The organism is Geotalea uraniireducens Rf4 (assembly GCF_000016745.1).
Lineage (GTDB): Bacteria > Desulfobacterota > Desulfuromonadia > Geobacterales > Geobacteraceae > Geotalea > Geotalea uraniireducens.
In genome coordinates, this window is sequence record NC_009483.1 from 2,565,746 (window position 1) to 2,584,651 (window position 18,906).

An 18,906-nucleotide genomic window follows, 5' to 3' on the forward strand; every position below is an offset into this window, starting at 1 on the left:
CAACAGAGGCGACAACTACCTTGACACCCGCCGGTTTTGCTTTAACATTTTGCTCTTGAATATCACGGTTTCCACAGGTACATGAAACCCGCGTCCGACAGCATTTCCAGGCCGTCCCCGTTGATGCTGATGAGACTGAGGGCTTGGTTGGCTGCGTCCGCTTCGCCCGAATAGATGGTCCCCCGGTAGCTGCCGGGCCGATAATAGCTGATGACCCTCGCCTGCTCGATGTTGCCGGCCTTTTTCACTGCGGACACGGTATCGTCCAGGTAGCCGATCCGGTCAATGAGCTTCGCCTGCAATGCCTGCTCTGCCGTATAGATGCGCCCGTCAGCCAGGATTTCCAGCTCTTTGCGCTCCAGTTTATTGCCTGGCCTTGCCTGGACCACATCCACAAAACGGCCGAAGAGCCGGTTGATGACATCCTGGATGATCTTTTCCTCTTCAGGCGTGGCCGGCCTGAACGGCGAGAGCATATCCTTCTTGTCGCCCGACTTGACGGTATGTTCGCTGACGCCGATCTTGGTCAGAAGCCCCTCCACCTCGAAGCGCATCAGCAACACGCCGATGCTTCCCGTGACAGCAGTGGGATGGGCGCTGATTTCATCGGCAGCAGTCGCCACGTAGTACCCCCCCGATGCGCCGATACCCATGATGCAGGCGTAGACCGGCACTTTCTTGCGCGCTTTGAAGGCAAGTAACTCATGGTGGATGATGTCGCTGGCGGTCACCGTGCCGCCGGGCGAGTTAATCCTGACGATGACCCCGGCGATGTCGTCGTCCTTTTCCGCCTTTTGCAACGCCTCCTTGACCTCTGCCACCATTGACGGTTTTTGCTTCAGCCGTCCACCCTTCTCCTTCTCGGTGATGATCCCGCTTATGTCGAGCAGGAGCAGCTTTGGCTTCCCCTCCCCTTCAATGACCGTTTCCCGAAGAGGACTGACCGGGTGCATCAATCCCACGTTGAAAAGTGTGCAGCCGTTCAGAAGGAGAGCAAGGAGAACCATCCCCAACCAAAGTGAGTTTCTTGCCATATACGTTCCCTCCATCTATCAGGTTTTGAACTGCGCTTATCAGGTCGTATCCCATGTTCTCCGCACTGACGGGCTTTCACTTTCGTTATCCCCGTTCCATCTCCTCCGCCCTCGCCTTCAGAAACTGCAACTCATTCTCAATGTCGGCGACAAGCTCAGCTTCTGTCGACACAAGTCCTTCCACTTTGAACGATTTCCGCTCCAGCTCAACGGCAATCTGCAGGTCGACCGGTGCCATGGGGTTCTGCACCGAGGTGGGCACCAGCCGGGTAATGAGTCGCCCCTCGTAAATGGGGTGCTCCAGCAACTCATGGGTAACGCGGTTTTCATTTTCCTCAGGAAGAATCCTCTCCCGCACGCGCTTCCCTTCCCACAGCATCTCCCTGACTACCCCCCCGGCTGAACGCTCCACGATCCGCGCCGACTCCACGCCATGCAGATAATTCTGCGGGTTCTCCACCCGGTCCATGAGTATCTTCCAGATCGTAGCCGGCTGGGCGTGCACCAGGGTTTGAAATGTGTTGATCAGCATCTGTCACCTCCACGGCAAAGATTTAAACACGCTAACAATAATACCATTGTTTTGAACTTTTTCGCTGCCAGGAGTCTGTCGGACTTAGGGAATCGTAGTAAATGGTTTATGTGGTGCGGAAGGGGATGAAAACATGGCCCGGGAGACGGGCCATGTCAGGATTACGCGTCTCGGCGGATCAGTTCACTGTGATATCGAGGCTCCCTTCCCACAGGCCATGGAGGTTGCACTGCTGTTTCGCCACCAGGGTCACCTTACCCGACGGCACGGCTTCCTTTGGGACCACCACGGTAAAGGCGACCTTGGGCTTGAGATACCCCTTAGGCTGCAGATCTACCCTGCCTGCCGGCTCGTTGCCGATGTTCAGTTCAATGGACCCGATCCAGTGGCTTGGCCCCATGACGTGGAGGGTCTCGCCGACCGCTACCTCGACGGTGAACGGCTCCCCGGCCTTCACCGTCGACGGAGCGGTAAGCACCGGCGCATGCGATTTCTCCAGTCCGCTCTTTTTGGCTGGGTCCTTCGCCCGGTTGATCCCTGCGAAAAGCGACTGGTCCACCTGGGCAGGGAAATAATATTCGGCCGCAAAGGCCGTCCCGGCAAACCCCGCAGCCACGGAACCGGCGACCGCGGTTTTCAAAAATGTCCGTCTGTCCATTCTCTGCCTCCTTAGCGAAGCCGCAACTCACAAGAGCGACGGCACGATATTGATTTCTTCAAATTCTAACGCGCGGAAGAGGTAAGTCAATACGGGTGTAATGCCCTCTTTTCCATGTCTGCGCCCACTTCACACTTCTCTTTTCCTTTCATTTCCTATTTCCATGGAATGCGCTAATCTTGTTTCATGCAGATGCTCTGGCTTCCCATAACATTGCTGTGCGCCTTTTCCCTTGCCACCAGCGACGCCCTTACCAAAAAGGCACTCGCTGCCCGGTACAACGAATATCTCGTTGCCTGGCTCCGGCTCCTCCTGATGCTCCCTCCCCTCACCGTCCTTCTGCTGTCGACCCCAAAGCCAACCCTCGGACCGGAGTTCCTGCTGACGATTCTAATTGCCCTCCCCCTCGAACTGGTGGCTCTAATCCTCTACATCAAGGCGCTCAAACTCTCGCCACTCGGGTTGACGGTGCCGTTCCTGGCGCTGACACCACTCTTTCTACTGGTAATACCCTACCTTCTTCTGGGGGAGCGGATCTCCTTAACCGGCGGGATCGGCGTCCTCTTCATCGCCGCGGGAAGCTATGTCCTCAACCTGAGCAGACACGGCAACGGTATTCTGTCTCCTTTCCGGGCGATCCTCAAGGAGCGAGGATCTCTCTGCATGATCGGGGTCGCCGTCCTCTACAGCTTCACCGCCACCCTGAGCAAAAAGGCGATCTCCGTCTCGTCCCCGCTCTTTTTCGCCAGCTTTTATCCGATGCTGGTTTTTCTCTGCTTGACGCCTGTGGCACTCTGGAAAGGGCGAAACGAATTGAGGTTCATGAAACAAACGGGGATTATGCAGGCAGCCCTGTTTCCGGCGTTCTTCAGTTTTGTGGAAACCATCACCGGAGTAGTTGCCTTGAGTCTGACCAACGTTGCGTACATGATCGCGGTAAAACGCCTGAGCCTGCTTATGGGGATACTGTACGGATACTTTCTGTTTCGGGAGGATGGTCTGGGAGAGCGTCTTGCGGGGGGAATATTGATGATTGCGGGAGTCGCGCTGATCGTGATCGGGGGAAGATAAAACCGCAGCTCCCAAGGGTTCCTACAGGAGTTGCACCTCGCTGACCCGAACGATCAGCATCTCCTGGCGATAGCGAGCAGCCAGTTCCTCCCGGTAGCCCCGCCACCAGTCCTGGTCCAGTTGCTCCGTCATCACTTCATAGATGACGATATCATCATGTACCGTCGTGGTACTGGTTTCCTTCCATAACCCCTTTGCAGGAGAGCGGACATAGGTGGTAAGACCGCCGAAACGTTCCGTCAGTTCGTCCCGCACCAGTTCAAATTCATGCTGAGGAAAAGGCTTCCCCTCATTATCGTAGAGCGGCAACAGTATCTGGATAAGATGCATGATTTCCTTCTGTTCGTGCATGCAATGGGTATGGAACATTGTACCGCATTTTGCGGAGATTTTAGTCGGATCGCCTTCCAAAAGTGAGAAATGGAACAGAAATGGCCTGCGAGTGCAGGCCATTCAATGAAAGCATGGAATTCAAACAGGTGCGAAAACCTGCCGATATTTCACAGGGGGCCGGTTGATTTTTTACTGAAGAGCATGATGTACGCTAAAAAAGTGATACAGAGAGCGCCGATAAAAACAGCTGCAATCTCGAGCCCAAACTTGATAGTTGAAAATTCCATGGTCAATCCCTCCAAGGTGTTAGTGATTACTGCGGGTGACCATTTAGATAACATCATCATGTTACAGGGGGATTATGGAATGGCAAGGATCTTATGACATGTCGTAAGCTTGATTATAGCAGTAGATAGACAAGAGCGTCCCACCACGAATTTATGAAATACGCATCTTCTTCGGTTTGTTTAAACAAATATTTATTGTTCCGTATTCTCCAAAAAGATAACTTCGTTGCTCCCTTCCGGATGAGGCTTTACATGGACATGCAGAAACGCCTCGTAAGAAGGATAAATACCCATTGTGCTATACGCGTCAATGCCCTTGTCCTTTACATTCAGGTCCGTCCGCCAACAGGTTACTACCTGTCCGGTGTGAAAGATTACCCCATCGAGAACTCTTCCGGTGCCGCTGATGCCCGAGGGGTCGATTTTCCTAACAAGGGTGAAAAGCTTCGGATTTGCTTCCATGTGTCACCTTCCTATTCTACAGAACTTCTGTTTATGGCGAGTGCGCAAGTATATCCACCAGCGTCATTGATAAAGTCGTAGACCATAATTGGTGGGTCGCTTTTCGGTAAGAGCAAACGCCCACATTCAATAGCAACGGGAGCTGGCACTGCGCAAAACAGATGGATTGGCTTATTGTGCCCATTGTTTGTGCGCAAAATTTCCAGCAAACGCCTATACTCATAGCTGAACGTCTTGAGTTTTGATCGCTTAGAAAGAAAATCACGGCTAGGATTAGCCACCGATAATTCATAGCAATTATATTCATCTCCCATAACCGCAGAGACAGTAGACTTGTTAACACTGCTGCTTATGGAGATAATTACAGCTGTCTTTGCATCAGGGTCGTGTTCCTCCGGGCCACACAAACTATAATACTGTTCAGAAAGTTCTTCTGGACTTTCCTTCCATTTCCAGTCATCGGTTTTAAGATGTCTTTGGTAGAGGTCAACAGTCCTTTTATCACCAATAAGATTACCTAAAAACACCAGCAGTGGAATTGGTGCCAATGCAAAAACAGAGATATGATTGAATTCTCTCCTTTTGACGCCTTGGTTAAAAATCTCATCGAACTTTGTTTTGATAATTCGAGATAAGAATGGCCAGTATCCTTCACCTGTTTCTTTTTCCGGTATATCTGACAAATCGATTATGTACGCATTTTCGTCAGCTGGGTACTTAGGTAGAATTGCCTGAAAAGCATGCGCCTGGTCGATATGGAAAGTTTTTCCGGCAATTGGCGCTTGGAAAATAAGGACATGGGTCTTTGAGTCTTCTTGTATTCCAGTAAGCACCTTGATTCTTTTTTCGTGCTCTGTTTTGTATTCACGAAGCAGTGCAACTGGATACTTCGGTACGTGTTCAATGCTGTCAATAATTTTACCGTGTTTTCTGCATGTAAGCATTAGATTCGAAATATCAGTTGCAAGGCGAAAAGAGTCAACGGGGTTCCCTCTTGGGCCGTTCGGTTCATAGGCGATAATATGAGAAATGACCGCCAGGTTGTCGTGCAGTTTGGTTAAATCATCAGAATATAAAATGTCATTACAGCCGCGGAATTGGCAACGTCCGGCTGCTCGTGCCCAAAGCTGATTGACAACTTTGTCGGGAATTTTTATGCGACCTGCTTTCTTCTTTTTTTCTGGCACTTCTGCCATAAACCCTCCATTACAATAATTTCAGCATTGTAATCGTTCTCGAACGTCTGTGCCCCTCCCACATCCGCATCTCAGAGGTGCCGACAATCAGAAAGAAGAGACTATCGCTGTCGACTATGTCATTTTTCAACTTCCTTTTCCAGTTGGTATCGTCGATGCTTGACGGCGACGGATGTGGTTCCGGGTGGGTATGCCACTCGCCCAGGTAGGTGCAGGTATGATTGCTGGCCTCCCATGCCCTATCGATTACCTGCTGATGCGCCCTCTTCTTCCGGAAGAAAGTTGTCCTCGTGGCCCTGTCTCCAGGCATCGGGAAAGAAATCTTGTCAATCACGACATCCTGCGAGTCGATAATGTAGCGCCCCAACATTACGCCGCCGCCTTCCGGTTTATGCCGGTCATTTTGGATATATCCATGGATGGATGCTATCACCTCGACCGGAAGTTTGATTCGGCCGCCGTTTGGCCGGGCATATACCAGGTTATCACACAGTTTCAGGTTCATGGCAGACAGGGCATTCTTCAAAGTGGTAATTAGCTTCCTCAATAAAATGGTCGTTCGAGGCGGAATACCTCGACGACAGTTTCTTGCCGTTCTTCAGGAACTCCGTAGCATCGCCCCGCCATGAACGAATCAGGTTTGTTTTGATGTCGCCATTCAGTGTGGCGATAGCCAGCCTCGTAGCGAGTTCGGCAGTCTTCATGGCGTCGAGCGACCCGAACGGCGTAAAGACATTTCGGCAGCCATTAATGTTTTTGGCGAAAGACTGACCTTTTTCGGCAAATGATGCTCGGCACCGTAAATCCCCATCCTCGGGCTGATACAGACATTTAAGGCACCCCTTCTTGGAGCCGTTCCTCGTAAGAAGCGCATGCCCGCCAATGCCATATGGCTCAAGCCAGGTGAAGATGACCGGGGGTGAATCGATGCCATGAATGTACTTGCTAAAGACCAGTTCTACCGTGACATTCCCAAGGGCGGATATTATGAGGTCGAAATCCCCTATTTTGATTTTTCCCGATTCCAGCGCATTCTCAAGAGACAAGGGGATTGGAAGCACCTCGACAAATGGCAGTCTTCCCTCGATGTCGTCTTTGATGCCATCGACCTTATTCTTGCCGACATGTTTCTTCCCGAGAACATGACGGAACAGATTCTCATGAGTCAGCACATCCTTGTCAAGGACGGTCAATCGCAAGATGCCGGCACGAGTCAGTTCGTTGGCGATGAATCCACCAACGGAGCCGCATCCAAGCAGCAGTACACGTTTTTCGCGCAATGCCAGGTTGCTTCCGCCCCGGGGGAGAAGATACTCCTTGTCTCTCCGGGTTATGGCCAAAGGGATTATTTCACTTGCCCTCCCTGCCTCGTGCAATGGGTGCTCATGATTGACCCCCTTGAACTTGATTCCAAAGAGCGTTTCACCATCGGAGGCCCTGGGTAGGCTGAGAAGAATCACCTCTTCGTGATGAGGTTTTGTTAAGAGCGACAGCAGTTCGGATTTCTGGTCTGCCCGCAGATTGTCGAAGACTATCTTGCGGATATCGAGGAGTTCCCAGAACTTGTCAGGGTGAGGCGGAGTGATGACTGTCCCAATGGGCAACGGAATGTAGATGGCAGGATAATGTTTCCAAGGTACATGGGGTTTAATCTTGCGGTATTTCTTGTAACTCTGCTCATCGTCTGCAAGGTACCCTGCCCCACCTTTAACTTTATAAAGATGGATTCTTTTGACCTGGTCGCCAGGCGAGACAATAGAGGTAAAGAACTTCACCTTTTTGAGGCGGTCCCAGTACGCTCCGAACTCGTCAAGGAAGTCTTGATGGTTCTTCCCAGAAATGCCATCTACGACAACCTGTATGGCCCTTGAAAGTGCCTCCTGGGCTATTCCGGCAACATCGTCGAAATCGAGGACAGAGCCATCCTCCTGCGCGTAACATATATACCCGTCTGTTTCAACATGAGGGAGGATGCCAAACGAATCCCATTGCGCCAGAAAGATATACGGAAGAGATAACGGGAAGGACTTCTTGACCCCAAAATAGAAATCTACCGGCACCCCATTCAACTCAATTACCAGCTTGTAGCTACGGCAAACAAAGCGGTCCTTGGCCCACGGTTCTGCCAGGCGCTTTGGGTGGAGTTCCGCAACAGATTTAACCAGTAGGCATGTTTCAAGTGCCTCTTTCAACAAGGATTCATCATAATTAAGCATGTGCAGAGGCACTGGCCGTGGATATGGCGCGGCTCTTTTTTTCGCCGGTGTCAGGTTTTTCCGGAACAGGGAAATCGTCCCCAAAGACCTTTTTCAGGGTTTCACATGCCTTTACCGGGTCCACTTCGCTGGCGGCCGAGTCGAGGGCCTCCAGCAGACTGCCCAGTTTCTCCTTCAAAGTTGCCATCTGATTGTCGGTCATCTTCTCGAACAACTCGGAATAGGGTTCAACTGGGAGGTACACTCTCAGTCGGTCGCCGAAATTGTTCAGCATCCCATTGACAACACCCCTTGTTGCCTGCAGGTCGTTGTATTTGTACGTGCTCGCCACGATGTCCATTAAGGTCTTGTTGGGGGTGAACCAATTGTATGCCGCGATGGTCAGGCCTATGCCGATTGGCGCGGCGTTTCCGTTGGAAGAGAAGTTGTAATCCTTCCACCGCTTCAAATACCGTATTACCATGACGAATTGTTTCTTGTCGTCTCCCGCATGTTTGTCCCCGACCGTATCCGCCAACTTTTGTGGTTCGGAGATTTCCCAACATTTGTTATCGTCGGACGAATTCAGTTTCCCTTTCGCTAGGTATTTCTTGCCGTCTGAGTTACACGACTCGTCGGAATATACAGCCAGGTCCACATGATAAACCGGCTCGTCTCCTTTCTGGTAGAAAACGGTAACGCATGGCCTTCTCATGTCGACTTTCTTGGTGTGTCCGTTCAAGGCGTCATATACCCATTCCTTGACCTCCACCGGGTCCAGATAGTTGTCTTTCGAGACGTTGAAGGACACCCCGACATCGATATCGTAGTCGCTGTCCAGCGGGATAATGCCGGTACCCATTTTATAGCTCCCCTGGTCAAAAGTCTGGTACGTGGGAACCGGTTCGTCCTTCTCCTCGAAAATAGTCTTCAGACGTGACTTCAGTTTATCAAGGACGATGTCTCGTTTTTCCCTCAGGATCTGGTTTTCATCGAACTTCTTGAGCTTTATTGCATCATGAAAGGTCTCAAAATATTTTTGAACATCAGCCATATTGCCTCCCTGAATAACGAAGTGATCTACTTCTTCCCTCTTCCTTGCCTCTGCGCCAATGCACTCCCCGCCGCGGTCTTTGAATCTTTATTTGTCCGTCCGTCACTCAATACCTTTGAGGCCGCTGTTGCCGCCTTTGCAGATGTAACCTTCGCCGGTGCCTTGGTCTGAGATAATGCACTACCAGCCGCTGTTTTCGATTTTGGAGCAGTACTGCCGCTTGTCAGGGTTTTTGATGCACTTGTTGCAGCCTTTGAACCTGTCACTTTTGCCTTTGTCATGATGTTCTCCTTGAGCAATATTTTTCGGCATTTCACAAACCCAACTACCTGAAATTCCTCGCCGACCCGAAAAAATTCGCTATCGCAATTGTCATCGCCGGTTTACTCACCTGAAAGATCCCCGCCAGTTTGTCCGGATTCTTCAAATCCGACTGATACTTCTTCAACTGTTCCACCGGTATAAGCAGTTCCGAAGCGAAGGCATCCGCTTCCTGTTCCTTAGGCGGTTTGGCATTTTCCGGCATATCCTCACCATATTCCCGCGCCACCTCGGCATCGTAAAACTCCCGCTTGTCGTGGTTGAGAAAGATGTGACCCAACTCGTGAGCCAGGGTGAAACGGGCACGAACGAAAGGTTTTGCCTTGTTCAACATGGCAACCCGAGTTCCGTCTAGTTCCAGAATCATCCCATCAAGTTCATCCGGATCGTCGAGCTCGACATATTCCAGGCCGAGGCTCTCACAGATTACTTGCAGGTTCGTGGGAACCTCGTTGATCTTGTGCTTTTTCAGAATCTTTCGCGCCATCTCTCTGGCATAGGTGTAGTTTGCCGCGATCATTGTCCGCCTCCAGCCTGATCCAGGCGCTCCAGGGCAGCTTTCACCCTTGCCAGATAGTCATCGCTTACCAGCTTCTGCTCCTGAGGGCTCCCCTTTTTCTGCGCCAGTTTTTCAAGGACCTTGTTGACACTGCTTGACTGTACCGCCGCTCCCTTGGCGTCGTAACAGGTAGAACGGGCATGCACCATGGTAACGGAGTTTTTCATGTCAAAGATGGAGAGGGTTGCATTCAGCAGCCGCTTCAGGTTGTCGAGAGTAAGTCCGAAAAACCGGACGATTCTGGCCGTAACGTCGGGAGAAATCTTTTCCGGCGGAAAGTCGTTATTCTCAATCTTTACCAGGTCCGCCGGTTCGATTTCCAGAGAAGCGCAGACCACATCGGGCAAGAGTCTGGTGGCGGCAATCACTTCCCTGATGTATTCGCCAAAGGAGATATATTGCTCCAGCAGGGATGTATTGGCCTTTTGTATTGCGGTGGTCCGCTCATTCTGCAACAGGTTGACGCGGGCATCGGGCACCTTTTCGATGAGGTTATGCACCAACAGGTTCATTGACGGCGTGATCGCCACCTCTCCCCGTTCCCAGCGGCCGTAGGTATTGCGCCCGATCTGCAGCAGATCGCAAATCTCGTCCAGCTTCATATCAAGAACGCGGCGCAACGTTTTCAGTTGCTCCGGCGTCAGGAGCGGCTTCAGCCCGAACTCCATGGCGATCCTCTTCTTGTCGATCTCCAGGCTCTGGGCATGGGTAAAGGTCACCTCCCCGCAGGCCGGGCAGATTTCGCAATCAAGGTCGTGTAAGACGTGACTCTCGTCGTTGACGGTTATGGTAAGTTCGGTTTTGGCAGCGCGGTATTCGGCCTCAAAACAGTTCGTGCAGATCATGGTCGTTTCCTCTATTTGATCGTGAAAGAGGTCAGCTTCCAGCCGATGAATTCACCGGTCTGCGGGTGGTAGTTGCTGCACACCTTGCAGTAAACCGCCACCCCGGTGGTGCTGGTCCCCTGTATCACATAGTGGGTGTTGTGCGGATTGCTTGCCCGCTCGCTCGTTGCCGGCATGGCCTTCTCAATAGTGTCGGCAGCCATGATGACCTTTTCCACATCGGCCTCGTAGAGCTTGGCGCGATCCATGTCGTCCATGCAATCCCTGGTTTTACGTATCTTCCCCACCAGATAGGCATCCTTAATTCTCTTGAGGACAAGATCATCCAGTTCCGTTCCAATTGGTGTCATACATACCCCAGACAACATACTGCACCAATTGGTGTTATTATTAATATACCAATTGGTGTTTTGATGTCAATTAATTTCTCATTCCATGATTTTTGCTGCTGATTTCACCGAGCTACAACTCTCTGTCATCGCAGATAGCAAGGACAAAGCTATCAGCTCAGCTATATTCGTAATTTCGAAAACATGCAACAATACCCCAGAAATCAAAAAAGCCGCCAATCAGCATATCCCTGACCCGGCGGCTTTTATCTACACGCAGTGCATCTATTCCACTTTTTATCACCCATCCAAAAAAACTCCGCATAACGCAATAAAATCAGCTTTCTATTTACACCCTGGATGCACTCGGTGTCAACCTTTAGAAGGGAAAAAGGGTCTGCGCTTGACAAGAGGCAAATGCTTTCTTTAACAATCCATTAATAACCTACACCCCATAAAAGACTAATTTAACAGGGATGAACAGGATGAACGGGATGACACCACTCAAGCTAAATTCACTCCCTGTTAAGTCAGATTTGGGATTCTGTCAGAGGGCGTCATCCCTCGTCACTGGACAAGTCTCCAGCCGGCCTCGAAAGATCAGCCTTCCAAGCCATGTCTCCTCTTACCCACCAAACAAAAAAGCCGTCCCGTCAGCACGACGGACCTTTCTACCCTGGATATTTACCCGCTTACCGGCGTATGGGCGTACCCTGACAACCTCCATAAGGCGGCACAAACGAAAAAGGCCGCATTGTCGCGGCCTCACGTGCAGAACTATTGCTCTCAATCTACCTCTCTCACCGCAGAGAACGTAGAGGACGCAGAGGAATGCTAGAAATGACTTCAAGCAGCGCCTCAGGCTGCTACTTTCCGTTAAAGGTATAAGGCTGTCACAGCCGGCTTGTCCTTACGCCGCCTTTTTCGCCTTGGCTCTAGCGATCCGGACGAGTGACCGCAAGGCATCGTTCACCGATTTCGAATCGGGGAAAAAATCGGCGACATCCTTTTCAAGCAGGACCAGATTCGTCCCCTTCGCATACTCTCCCGCATATTTTCCTTTCACCCCCGTTTTCATTGCGGAGAGATCATATTCGGGACGCACATCATCATTACTCGTTTTCTTCATAGTAGTTCCTCTCGGCGCGAGTCGCCTTTCTTGCAGAGATTATTCTGATAGCCCCGGCCCGGTCGGCATGTGCAAAGAGCAGCACCCGTCCTGCCTCCGACATGCCGATGGTAATGAACCGTTCCTCATCCTCAGAATGGTCAGGATCAGGAAATGTCAACGACAAGGGATCACCAAAAACAGAAGCAGCTTCAGCGAAGGAAACGCCGTGTTCTTCAGGTTGCTCACAGCCTTTCTCTTATCCCAGGCGAATTGCATATTACTAATAGTAAAGGCAATTCCAGCCTGTTGCAAGCTGTTTTCTCGCATGCGGATGATTGCGGCCGGGTACGGCCGTCAGTAACTACCCTTTGACAGGTTTCATCCGCGGTTTACTCTTGGAGAGATCGAACTGTACCATGAAATAACCGTAATCGATATCCTCGCCGCTCCCGGAGGCATCCCGGAAAAATCCGCCGGTAAAGAATCGGTCATAACCGACGAGGAAAGAGAGCCCCTCCGCCAGGTTGTAAGTCAGGGTAAAGTCGGTCTCCAGGCCGAGACGGCGGCTCAGGCCGTCCTCGACATTGTTGGCGAGGAAATAGCGGCCGGTGGCGGAGAAATTCAGATCCTTTGTCAGGTCCACTCCCCAGCCGAGGGTATAGATCTGCAGGCCGCTGGCATGATGGCCGTTGACGGTGACGCCGGACATGTCCCCGATGACGCTCATGTCCCCCACCAGCGCGTTGTCGTTGTTGGGAGTCCTGAATTCCCTGGCGACCGAGACGCCATTGGCCGCGTTGCTGCTCCCTGAGCCGTAGGCATAGCTCGCGAAGAACTTGTTGTTGTAGCCGGCCAGGACCGACTCTGCGGAGAGATCGAGATGGCCGCCGAAGGCGTCGATCCGATCATTGGCCTCCCGCGCGCTGTTGAAGGTCCGCCCCGACTGGTAGACCGGCTCGAATTCGACGGCGACCGGGCCTGCCTTCCCCGTAAACCTGGCCCCCCAGGTGGCGAGGTGTTCCCCGGCATGGTGGTCGGTCGAGCCGGAGTCGCGGAACGCATAGGCCTCGACGGCGTTCCCCTCGGAAAATGCATAGGTGGCGTAGGCTCCGGCCAGGTTACCCTCGATGCCACCGGAGAAGGGGGTGGCGTAGGCACCCACCAGGAGATCGACGGTGAGCGGCTCGACCGGTCTTATCCGCAGCCTGGCCGCGTCGAACGAGAGGCCGTCATAGAACGAATCGGGGCCGAGGATGAAGGTGCTTCCGTAGCTGAATTCCTGGCGCCCCCCCTTCAGGGCGAACAGCTCGCTGCCGGGGAGTTTCGCCTCAACAAACCCCTGATACAAGGAGAACTTATTGTACTCCTGGTGGCTCCCGCCGGTGAAGCCGTACCCCTGCCCCTCCGCGTGGATATCCAGGTAGTCGGTCGGGTGCCAGTAGGCGTACGGCTTCACCCGGTAGAGGAAGCGCCCCTCGCCGTGGCCGGGGACGTAGCTGAAATCGGTCAGGGTGAAATTGCCGACCCCCTCGCCGCGCAGAAAGCCGTTGACCCCGACCTTGTATGCGAACTCCGGCACTTCCGGCTTGGCCAGCATCTTTTCGATCGCATCCCGCCGGAGCTGGTACCCTTCATACCGGGCCATCTCCTCCTTCAGCGCCTCGTGCAGGGTGGCAATCCGCTCCAGGTCCTCGGCGGGGACCGCCTCGCTCCCCTCCCTCTCGCACCTCTCCAGCGCCTTCTCCATCACCGCCAGCAACGACGCTGCCAGATCCTTTTTCTCAATTGACTCCCCTTCTGGGAGCTTTTTCAGGGCGCCGTACTTCGCGCCAAGCTCCGCGATCTCCTTCCAGGTCCAGTGCTCCCTGGGCACCTTTCCCAGGATGTCGTCGTGACTCTCGTGGGCAAGGGCGGCGCCGCACAGAAACGCGGAGAAGAGAAGTGAAAGGAAAAGAACCATAAACTTTTTCATAATTGTTACGACCTCCTGGCACTATGTAAGGTTGGTTTACTTTCTTATCGGCAAAATCAAGGTTAAATGAACCGTTACTTTTTATCGCAGCTCCCGCTGGAGCACCCTTGGCAGTGCCCCTTTTTCTTCCAGACGGAGCGATAGAGGAGATACGCCGCGCCTGCCAGGATTGCAGCTGCTATAATAATGTCTGAAGCTCCCATGTCAACCTCCCAGCCCCAGGAGAGTTCCGCTGTGATATCCGCAAAGGCGTGGCATTGATATTCATTTTCACTGTATGGGCGTTAATAAGCGCCGTTACAGACCGCTACCTGGGGTACGGCTATTTTCAGGCAATTGATCGGGTCGTCGCACCGATTCAACTGGCAAGCCTTGCGGCTACGACACTGCCGATGGGCTTCGGCCAGACTCAGGCTCTCCCGCGGATCACCGAAAATTTTCCATGGCCCCTGCGATGAAAAAGGCAGCGGCGCCCACCCCATAAAGCCGATGACATCCTTTAGCGGATAGCCAAGGAACACCCCTATTTCGTGGGGGAAATTTCCCTCTGTAAGCCGGGACTGCAACTGTGCCAGGGTTTTCTCCAGGTTGGCCGGCTCCGTGTACCCTGCTTTGCGTAGGATGATCGCCACACTTTTTCGGGCAAGCAACGCTGTTAATTCACTCCGGCGATACAGGAACAGAAGCACTGAATCGCCACGATCGACGAATTCGATCACCTCTAACCCGCTATCCTGAAGTAATGCTGCACCCTGTTTCTTCCAGAGCACGTACAGATTGCGCCCACAGGAACGACGCTTATTGACAATATTTACCAGGTTTGCCGGCTTTACCCCTTCCAGCACCTCAGCCGTTTCAAGGGCAAGATATGAGGCTAGACAGTCCCTGTCATCGGGGAACCGTCGTGAAAAATCCTGCCACATCGGCCTGTGTCGGGTAATGGAACGGTCGGTGATGCTTTTCATGGCAGGAGTTTCCCGATCTCTATTTGTGGTTCCCATTATTCCCCCGCCCAAAGTTCTGACCAGCATTTCACTGAAACGCCATGCTCCTGACAGCTCAGACAATCCCGCTGCACGCAGACGTTGAAATTGATAATAGTTTTCGTTTGCATTATTGTCAATAAAATATTTGGAGAAATATTCAACTACGTTTTTTACAAATACTTTATGTATGTGTGAGGGGCTCGAAGAGGATTATGCTGATATCCGCAGGCTGTACGGCGATGATTTTATCGGCGAGAGGGTTAGGCCGGATCTGGTGGCTCAAAAAACTACAGACAGTCCTTTGAGAGCGGCAGACACTTAAACGAGAAAGAATTGTCACCTCTGGAAGAGCAGGCTTGCTGACAGAAGGGACAGAAAACGCAAAAGGCCCCTGGCTTTTGTAGTCAGGGACCCTTTGCTTATAAATACATGAAAATGATTTGTAAAAATGGAGCGGGAAACGGGGTTCGAACCCGCGACTTCAACCTTGGCAAGGTTGCACTCTACCACTGAGTTATTCCCGCTCAACGAGTTCTGTTTTATAGCAAAAGAGGCTTTGCTAGTCAACAGTTTTTTTACAAAATTTATTTTTTTTGCTCAAGCGATCATTTTTTGCGTAACTGCTCCCCCTCTCCTTCCGCCACAACAAGGCCGTCTCTGAGGACTATCGTCCTATCGGTATAGACGCAATTCTCCGGGTTGTGGGTCACCATGACAACGGTCCGGCCGCCACTGTTCAACTCCTTGAAATGAGCCATTACTGGATTTATGTGTGATCGTGGGTGAAAAATGTGGTCGATTGTTGAAAAGATACGAAGATTGGCCGGGACATCGTTGGCCCGACCAGAACGGAAGAAAGAAGCGTTATTTTTATTTTACAGGCTGAATGAGGCAGGATGCGGTATCTTTTTTGGCAATGTCACCGACCTTGACTGCACCCTTGACGATTTCCGCATCGAAATAATGTTCTCCTGCATAACCGATGACTTTAACCTGGCCGACTTCTCTGGATTTCACACTGCTCCCACCCATGGTTTCACGGTAAACCGGGATCACATCATTGATGCAGATTTCCTTTTTTACGTCCGCAGTGCCGCTATGGAATAGATGCACCTTGCTGCCGACCTTCATAACCACTTCACCTTTTGTCTTCGCTTCCTTGGCGACGGCAACCGGCGGCAAGGACAACATGACGGCCAGCGTCAGCAAACCAATAATCCTTACGATTACATTCATGTTCGTTCTCCTTTCAGTTATGATTTCAATTGCAATATACCTTATTTCGCCACCACCTCCCGGTTCCAAACTGGAAATAACGACATTTTTCAGCTCAACTCAACACCCTCGCCCGCTTTATTTGATATTTTAACAAATTTATCTCCATAAACAATAAAGCGGCGCTATATTATTTCTCCACGGCCGATATCGCCGCGTTGATTGCCTGACTGGTAATCTCGCCATCACCCACCAGCAGCTTACGCTTCTTGGTTTTTTCGTTTGCCACGACCACCGTCGGCGTCGCGTTTACCCCGTATCCCCGGTATATGGACTCGTTCTGTTTCACCCCGTTCATGACATCCATGAAATTGAGCTGTCGCAGCTTGACGCCATAGGGAGCTACCGCCGCCTGCACCTGTTCATTGCTAGGCGCTTTCACCTTCATGGAAAGCTCACTCAATGCGCGGCGCAACTGAATATACTTGTCCTTCTCGTACACCAGGAATTGAAGATTGTACGGCGTGTAATTGGATGTTTCCGGATGGATCGGATAATCAATAAATGCTATTCTCGTCTGGCGGGCAAGCGCGGGGTACATCTTTTCAATCTTCGGTTCAAGCCTGCGGCAACCAGGGCAGAACCAGTCGCTGACAAAGTACACGGTGGTCGGACTGTTTTGCTTGCCGAGATAGATATTGAGCCCGGCTGCGTCAGCTTCCTTTCTGACCCCGACCATGGCAGACATAGCTCCGAGCGCAATCGCGACCAGCATAATGACCAAAAACTTCAGTGAACTCTTCATATCTCCCCTCGACATCCTTGTAACAAGGAACTTTTCATACACCAATACAATTGCAGCCACGAAGACCATAACAGCTATCCAGAGACAAAGCGGACACCATCTGCCGATGACGAACTTTTGCAACCAAAGGAACCGAAGTTCAGCACCAAAACCAGCAAAGACTAAAGAAGAAAAACAGCTGCTCAACCATGCGCCCCGGTTGCGCAAACCAAGCGTCACAATGGAGATGATGAAAAACACCACGCCAAACCAGCCGAAATCTATGCCGAAGATATCGTACTTTGTCGACTCGCTGCAGGCTGCGGTGCAGATCTTCAGGGCTGACAGGACGGCAAGAACAAGCCCCGCGGTCACGGCTGACCACAAGAGAACCGTCTTCATGTCGGTTCGACCAGATTTATTAATCACTGAATTTTCCATAATAATCACCAGCAAACATTTTACCATCTTTGCCGGTAAAACTGAAACCTTGATTTCAACCTGCCGGTCAAAAAAAGGCGTTCACATCTTCAGGGATTGATTATCATGGAATCAAAGGTGCAGAAACATGGGGGATAAGTGAAGGGTCGAAACGGGTAATGGCCCAGTCGAGGATTTCGTAACAGGAGGCGCCCGTAAGTGAAGGAGGCGGTTGCTGACCGAGAAAACGGAGTGCGGCCAGAAGCAGCCCCCCCCCATCTTTACGCAGATCAAGCCCGGCTGCCAGGGAAACAGCATTGTCCCTTTTACTGAGCTTTGCCCCGCCCGGAGCGGTTACCAGCGGCAGGTGTGCATAGGAAGGTGTCGGATAACCGAGCAGCCTCTGGAGATAAATCTGCCGAGGCGTCGAAGAAAGCAGGTCGGCGCCACGCACTACCTGATTCACGCCACTTTCGGCATCATCCACTACTACTGCAAGATGATAGGCAAAGGGGCCGTCAGCCCTCTGAATGACAAAATCGCCACACGATGCCGACAGCACCTGGCTGTAACGCCCCATGATACCGTCGGCAAAAGAGACCACTTCGTCGTAAACCTTTACCCGGTAAGCCCTTTCGACCTTCCCGGGCGGCAAACCATCGCGACAAAAACCCGGATAGATGACATCCTCCGTCCCCTCAGCGGAAGATATTTTGGCGATTTCCGAACGGGTACAGCCGCATGAATAGGCAACTCCCCTATTGATGAGCTCTTCCAGGGCGGCCTGGTAAACTTCGGTCCTGCGGCTCTGGAAAAGCACCTCGCCATCCCACTGAAATCCGAGAATTTCGAGGGTATCCTGCATGTCATCGGCAATCCCCGGCACAACGCGCGGAAGGTCCAGGTCCTCTATGCGCAGAAGCCAGCGTCCATCTGAATGCTTGGCAAAAAGGTAGCTGCCGAGCGCCGCCACCAGCGACCCGAGATGAAGCGGCCCCGTCGGGGACGGAGCGAATCGTCCGATAATATTCTGATTTGTCTCTTTTCCAGCAGATAGCATATATGCAGCTACCTCCTACCCTGTTTTAATCCGGCCATAGGTCCGTTACAAAAACAGTCGTGACTCACCTGTTAAATAAACATATCTGGAACAGCAATTGTTAATCAAGAAAAGAACAGCAATAATCAGTCAGGCTTTTTACTTTCAGCTTGAAAGCTGCATTGGCAGGCACGTCAAAGGATTCGCCACCCTTTATCGTCTGCCAGGAATCAGCGCCGGGGAGCAATACATCCAGGTCACCCGACAGTATCTCCATCAGCTCGGCACTGCCGGTATTAAACTCGTAATCCCCCGGCATCATCACACCAAGGGTTTTCTTGCAGCCTGAATCGAATATAATCGTACGACTGGTCACCCCGCCGTTAAAATATACATTTGCTTCCCGGATAATCGTCACATTTTTGAACTCAGACATTGCAGAACTCCTTTTTATCAGATTCTGATTTAATGAAAACTCAGCCGATGTGATACTTAAGTCAATA

25 protein-coding genes and 1 tRNA gene are annotated in these 18,906 nt (G+C 51.7%); 2 read left to right on the forward strand and 24 right to left on the reverse strand.

Annotated features, from left to right (window positions below):
- Positions 1-62: 62 nt before the first annotated feature.
- The 3 genes from sppA to GURA_RS11195 all read right to left on the reverse strand — a co-directional run bounded on the left by sppA (position 63) and on the right by GURA_RS11195 (position 2,224).
- Positions 63-1,034 (reverse strand): signal peptide peptidase SppA, encoded by a 972-nt coding sequence (gene sppA / locus GURA_RS11185; RefSeq protein ID WP_011939086.1) that lies wholly within the window; start codon positions 1,032-1,034, stop codon positions 63-65.
- A gap of 85 nt (positions 1,035-1,119) precedes the next feature.
- Positions 1,120-1,566 carry an AtaL-like protein gene (locus tag GURA_RS11190; protein WP_011939087.1) on the reverse strand — a complete coding sequence of 149 codons (447 nt, stop codon included), beginning with the start codon at positions 1,564-1,566 and terminating at the stop codon, positions 1,120-1,122.
- A 178-nt stretch (positions 1,567-1,744) separates the two neighbouring features.
- Positions 1,745-2,224, reverse strand: coding sequence for a class II SORL domain-containing protein (locus tag GURA_RS11195; RefSeq protein ID WP_011939088.1), 480 nt, complete (start codon positions 2,222-2,224; stop codon positions 1,745-1,747).
- Between the two features lie 186 nt (positions 2,225-2,410).
- On the opposite strand from GURA_RS11195, the gene GURA_RS11200 reads away from it, so the two are divergent.
- Positions 2,411-3,295: a DMT family transporter gene (locus GURA_RS11200; protein ID WP_011939089.1), complete on the forward strand. Its 885-nt coding sequence runs from the start codon at positions 2,411-2,413 to the stop codon at positions 3,293-3,295.
- Between the two features lie 21 nt (positions 3,296-3,316).
- Here the strand turns inward: GURA_RS11200 and GURA_RS11205 are convergent, their stop codons facing one another.
- Positions 3,317-3,625 (reverse strand): hypothetical protein, encoded by a 309-nt coding sequence (locus GURA_RS11205; protein ID WP_041245915.1) that lies wholly within the window; start codon positions 3,623-3,625, stop codon positions 3,317-3,319.
- Positions 3,626-3,715: 90 nt separating this feature from the next.
- On the opposite strand from GURA_RS11205, the gene GURA_RS11210 reads away from it, so the two are divergent.
- The gene (locus GURA_RS11210; protein WP_041245409.1) at positions 3,716-4,012 is read left to right on the forward strand and encodes a hypothetical protein; all 297 of its coding nucleotides are present in this window, start codon (positions 3,716-3,718) and stop codon (positions 4,010-4,012) included.
- A gap of 95 nt (positions 4,013-4,107) precedes the next feature.
- Here the strand turns inward: GURA_RS11210 and GURA_RS11215 are convergent, their stop codons facing one another.
- From GURA_RS11215 to ppnP, 20 genes are all read right to left on the reverse strand, one after another.
- The gene (locus GURA_RS11215; RefSeq protein WP_041245410.1) at positions 4,108-4,377 is read right to left on the reverse strand and encodes a hypothetical protein; all 270 of its coding nucleotides are present in this window, start codon (positions 4,375-4,377) and stop codon (positions 4,108-4,110) included.
- An 11-nt stretch (positions 4,378-4,388) separates the two neighbouring features.
- Positions 4,389-5,573 (reverse strand): SAVED domain-containing protein, encoded by a 1,185-nt coding sequence (locus GURA_RS11220; RefSeq protein ID WP_011939091.1) that lies wholly within the window; start codon positions 5,571-5,573, stop codon positions 4,389-4,391.
- Between the two features lie 10 nt (positions 5,574-5,583).
- Positions 5,584-6,099: a Mov34/MPN/PAD-1 family protein gene (locus GURA_RS11225; RefSeq protein WP_198134463.1), complete on the reverse strand. Its 516-nt coding sequence runs from the start codon at positions 6,097-6,099 to the stop codon at positions 5,584-5,586.
- Positions 6,059-7,765, reverse strand: a complete 1,707-nt coding sequence (locus GURA_RS11230) for an E2/UBC family protein (RefSeq protein ID WP_198134464.1) — start codon at positions 7,763-7,765, stop codon at positions 6,059-6,061. Before GURA_RS11230 ends, GURA_RS11225 begins: the two co-directional genes overlap by 41 nt.
- Before the next feature lie 16 nt (positions 7,766-7,781).
- Positions 7,782-8,822, reverse strand: coding sequence for a nucleotidyltransferase domain-containing protein (locus GURA_RS11235; protein ID WP_011939094.1), 1,041 nt, complete (start codon positions 8,820-8,822; stop codon positions 7,782-7,784).
- 26 nt (positions 8,823-8,848) lie between these two features.
- Entirely contained in the window at positions 8,849-9,103 is a 255-nt protein-coding gene (locus GURA_RS23435; protein ID WP_157046182.1) for a hypothetical protein, read from the reverse strand.
- Positions 9,104-9,147: 44 nt separating this feature from the next.
- Positions 9,148-9,663 (reverse strand): ImmA/IrrE family metallo-endopeptidase, encoded by a 516-nt coding sequence (locus tag GURA_RS11245; RefSeq protein WP_011939096.1) that lies wholly within the window; start codon positions 9,661-9,663, stop codon positions 9,148-9,150.
- Complete coding sequence (locus GURA_RS11250; RefSeq protein ID WP_011939097.1) at positions 9,660-10,547, reverse strand: type II TA system antitoxin MqsA family protein; 888 nt, start codon at positions 10,545-10,547, stop codon at positions 9,660-9,662. Before GURA_RS11250 ends, GURA_RS11245 begins: the two co-directional genes overlap by 4 nt.
- 11 nt (positions 10,548-10,558) lie before the next feature.
- A complete protein-coding gene (locus GURA_RS11255; RefSeq protein ID WP_011939098.1) occupies positions 10,559-10,897 on the reverse strand; it encodes a hypothetical protein in 339 nt (112 codons plus the stop codon).
- Between the two features lie 889 nt (positions 10,898-11,786).
- Positions 11,787-12,005, reverse strand: coding sequence for a hypothetical protein (locus GURA_RS11260; RefSeq protein WP_011939099.1), 219 nt, complete (start codon positions 12,003-12,005; stop codon positions 11,787-11,789).
- Entirely contained in the window at positions 11,989-12,171 is a 183-nt protein-coding gene (locus tag GURA_RS11265; protein ID WP_232278899.1) for a BrnT family toxin, read from the reverse strand. Before GURA_RS11265 ends, GURA_RS11260 begins: the two co-directional genes overlap by 17 nt.
- A 177-nt stretch (positions 12,172-12,348) precedes the next feature.
- Entirely contained in the window at positions 12,349-13,959 is a 1,611-nt protein-coding gene (locus GURA_RS11270; protein ID WP_011939100.1) for an alginate export family protein, read from the reverse strand.
- Between the two features lie 74 nt (positions 13,960-14,033).
- Complete coding sequence (locus GURA_RS23440; RefSeq protein ID WP_011939101.1) at positions 14,034-14,162, reverse strand: FeoB-associated Cys-rich membrane protein; 129 nt, start codon at positions 14,160-14,162, stop codon at positions 14,034-14,036.
- Between the two features lie 81 nt (positions 14,163-14,243).
- Positions 14,244-14,960: a DUF3793 family protein gene (locus tag GURA_RS11275; RefSeq protein WP_157046183.1), complete on the reverse strand. Its 717-nt coding sequence runs from the start codon at positions 14,958-14,960 to the stop codon at positions 14,244-14,246.
- Positions 14,961-15,394: 434 nt separating this feature from the next.
- Positions 15,395-15,469 (reverse strand) — tRNA-Gly (locus tag GURA_RS11280).
- 81 nt (positions 15,470-15,550) lie between these two features.
- The gene (locus GURA_RS24270; protein WP_157046184.1) at positions 15,551-15,703 is read right to left on the reverse strand and encodes a hypothetical protein; all 153 of its coding nucleotides are present in this window, start codon (positions 15,701-15,703) and stop codon (positions 15,551-15,553) included.
- Between the two features lie 112 nt (positions 15,704-15,815).
- A complete protein-coding gene (locus tag GURA_RS11285) occupies positions 15,816-16,181 on the reverse strand; it encodes a hypothetical protein (RefSeq protein ID WP_011939103.1) in 366 nt (121 codons plus the stop codon).
- Positions 16,182-16,350: 169 nt separating this feature from the next.
- Positions 16,351-17,394: a thioredoxin domain-containing protein gene (locus tag GURA_RS11290; RefSeq protein ID WP_232279027.1), complete on the reverse strand. Its 1,044-nt coding sequence runs from the start codon at positions 17,392-17,394 to the stop codon at positions 16,351-16,353.
- Positions 17,395-17,488: 94 nt separating this feature from the next.
- On the reverse strand, positions 17,489-18,424 hold the full coding sequence (gene gluQRS, locus GURA_RS11295; protein WP_011939105.1) for a tRNA glutamyl-Q(34) synthetase GluQRS: 936 nt from the start codon (positions 18,422-18,424) through the stop codon (positions 17,489-17,491).
- A gap of 100 nt (positions 18,425-18,524) precedes the next feature.
- Entirely contained in the window at positions 18,525-18,839 is a 315-nt protein-coding gene (gene ppnP / locus GURA_RS11300) for a pyrimidine/purine nucleoside phosphorylase (RefSeq protein ID WP_011939106.1), read from the reverse strand.
- Positions 18,840-18,906: the final 67 nt, after the last annotated feature.

Bases quoted from the DNA above. Each gene is read 5' to 3' on its own strand.
- sppA (WP_011939086.1), bottom strand. From the start codon at position 1,034: ATGGCAAGAAACTCACTTTGGTTGGGGATGGTTCTCCTTGCTCTCCTT.
- GURA_RS11190 (WP_011939087.1), bottom strand. From the start codon at position 1,566: ATGCTGATCAACACATTTCAAACCCTGGTGCACGCCCAGCCGGCTACG.
- GURA_RS11195 (WP_011939088.1), bottom strand. From the start codon at position 2,224: ATGGACAGACGGACATTTTTGAAAACCGCGGTCGCCGGTTCCGTGGCT.
- GURA_RS11200 (WP_011939089.1), top strand. From the start codon at position 2,411: ATGCAGATGCTCTGGCTTCCCATAACATTGCTGTGCGCCTTTTCCCTT.
- GURA_RS11205 (WP_041245915.1), bottom strand. From the start codon at position 3,625: ATGCATCTTATCCAGATACTGTTGCCGCTCTACGATAATGAGGGGAAG.
- GURA_RS11210 (WP_041245409.1), top strand. From the start codon at position 3,716: ATGGAACAGAAATGGCCTGCGAGTGCAGGCCATTCAATGAAAGCATGG.
- GURA_RS11215 (WP_041245410.1), bottom strand. From the start codon at position 4,377: ATGGAAGCAAATCCGAAGCTTTTCACCCTTGTTAGGAAAATCGACCCC.
- GURA_RS11220 (WP_011939091.1), bottom strand. From the start codon at position 5,573: ATGGCAGAAGTGCCAGAAAAAAAGAAGAAAGCAGGTCGCATAAAAATT.
- GURA_RS11235 (WP_011939094.1), bottom strand. From the start codon at position 8,822: ATGGCTGATGTTCAAAAATATTTTGAGACCTTTCATGATGCAATAAAG.
- GURA_RS23435 (WP_157046182.1), bottom strand. From the start codon at position 9,103: ATGACAAAGGCAAAAGTGACAGGTTCAAAGGCTGCAACAAGTGCATCA.
- GURA_RS11245 (WP_011939096.1), bottom strand. From the start codon at position 9,663: ATGATCGCGGCAAACTACACCTATGCCAGAGAGATGGCGCGAAAGATT.
- GURA_RS11250 (WP_011939097.1), bottom strand. From the start codon at position 10,547: ATGATCTGCACGAACTGTTTTGAGGCCGAATACCGCGCTGCCAAAACC.
- GURA_RS11255 (WP_011939098.1), bottom strand. From the start codon at position 10,897: ATGACACCAATTGGAACGGAACTGGATGATCTTGTCCTCAAGAGAATT.
- GURA_RS11260 (WP_011939099.1), bottom strand. From the start codon at position 12,005: ATGAAGAAAACGAGTAATGATGATGTGCGTCCCGAATATGATCTCTCC.
- GURA_RS11270 (WP_011939100.1), bottom strand. From the start codon at position 13,959: ATGAAAAAGTTTATGGTTCTTTTCCTTTCACTTCTCTTCTCCGCGTTT.
- GURA_RS23440 (WP_011939101.1), bottom strand. From the start codon at position 14,162: ATGGGAGCTTCAGACATTATTATAGCAGCTGCAATCCTGGCAGGCGCG.
- GURA_RS11275 (WP_157046183.1), bottom strand. From the start codon at position 14,960: ATGGGAACCACAAATAGAGATCGGGAAACTCCTGCCATGAAAAGCATC.
- GURA_RS24270 (WP_157046184.1), bottom strand. From the start codon at position 15,703: ATGGCTCATTTCAAGGAGTTGAACAGTGGCGGCCGGACCGTTGTCATG.
- GURA_RS11285 (WP_011939103.1), bottom strand. From the start codon at position 16,181: ATGAATGTAATCGTAAGGATTATTGGTTTGCTGACGCTGGCCGTCATG.
- gluQRS (WP_011939105.1), bottom strand. From the start codon at position 18,424: ATGCTATCTGCTGGAAAAGAGACAAATCAGAATATTATCGGACGATTC.
- ppnP (WP_011939106.1), bottom strand. From the start codon at position 18,839: ATGTCTGAGTTCAAAAATGTGACGATTATCCGGGAAGCAAATGTATAT.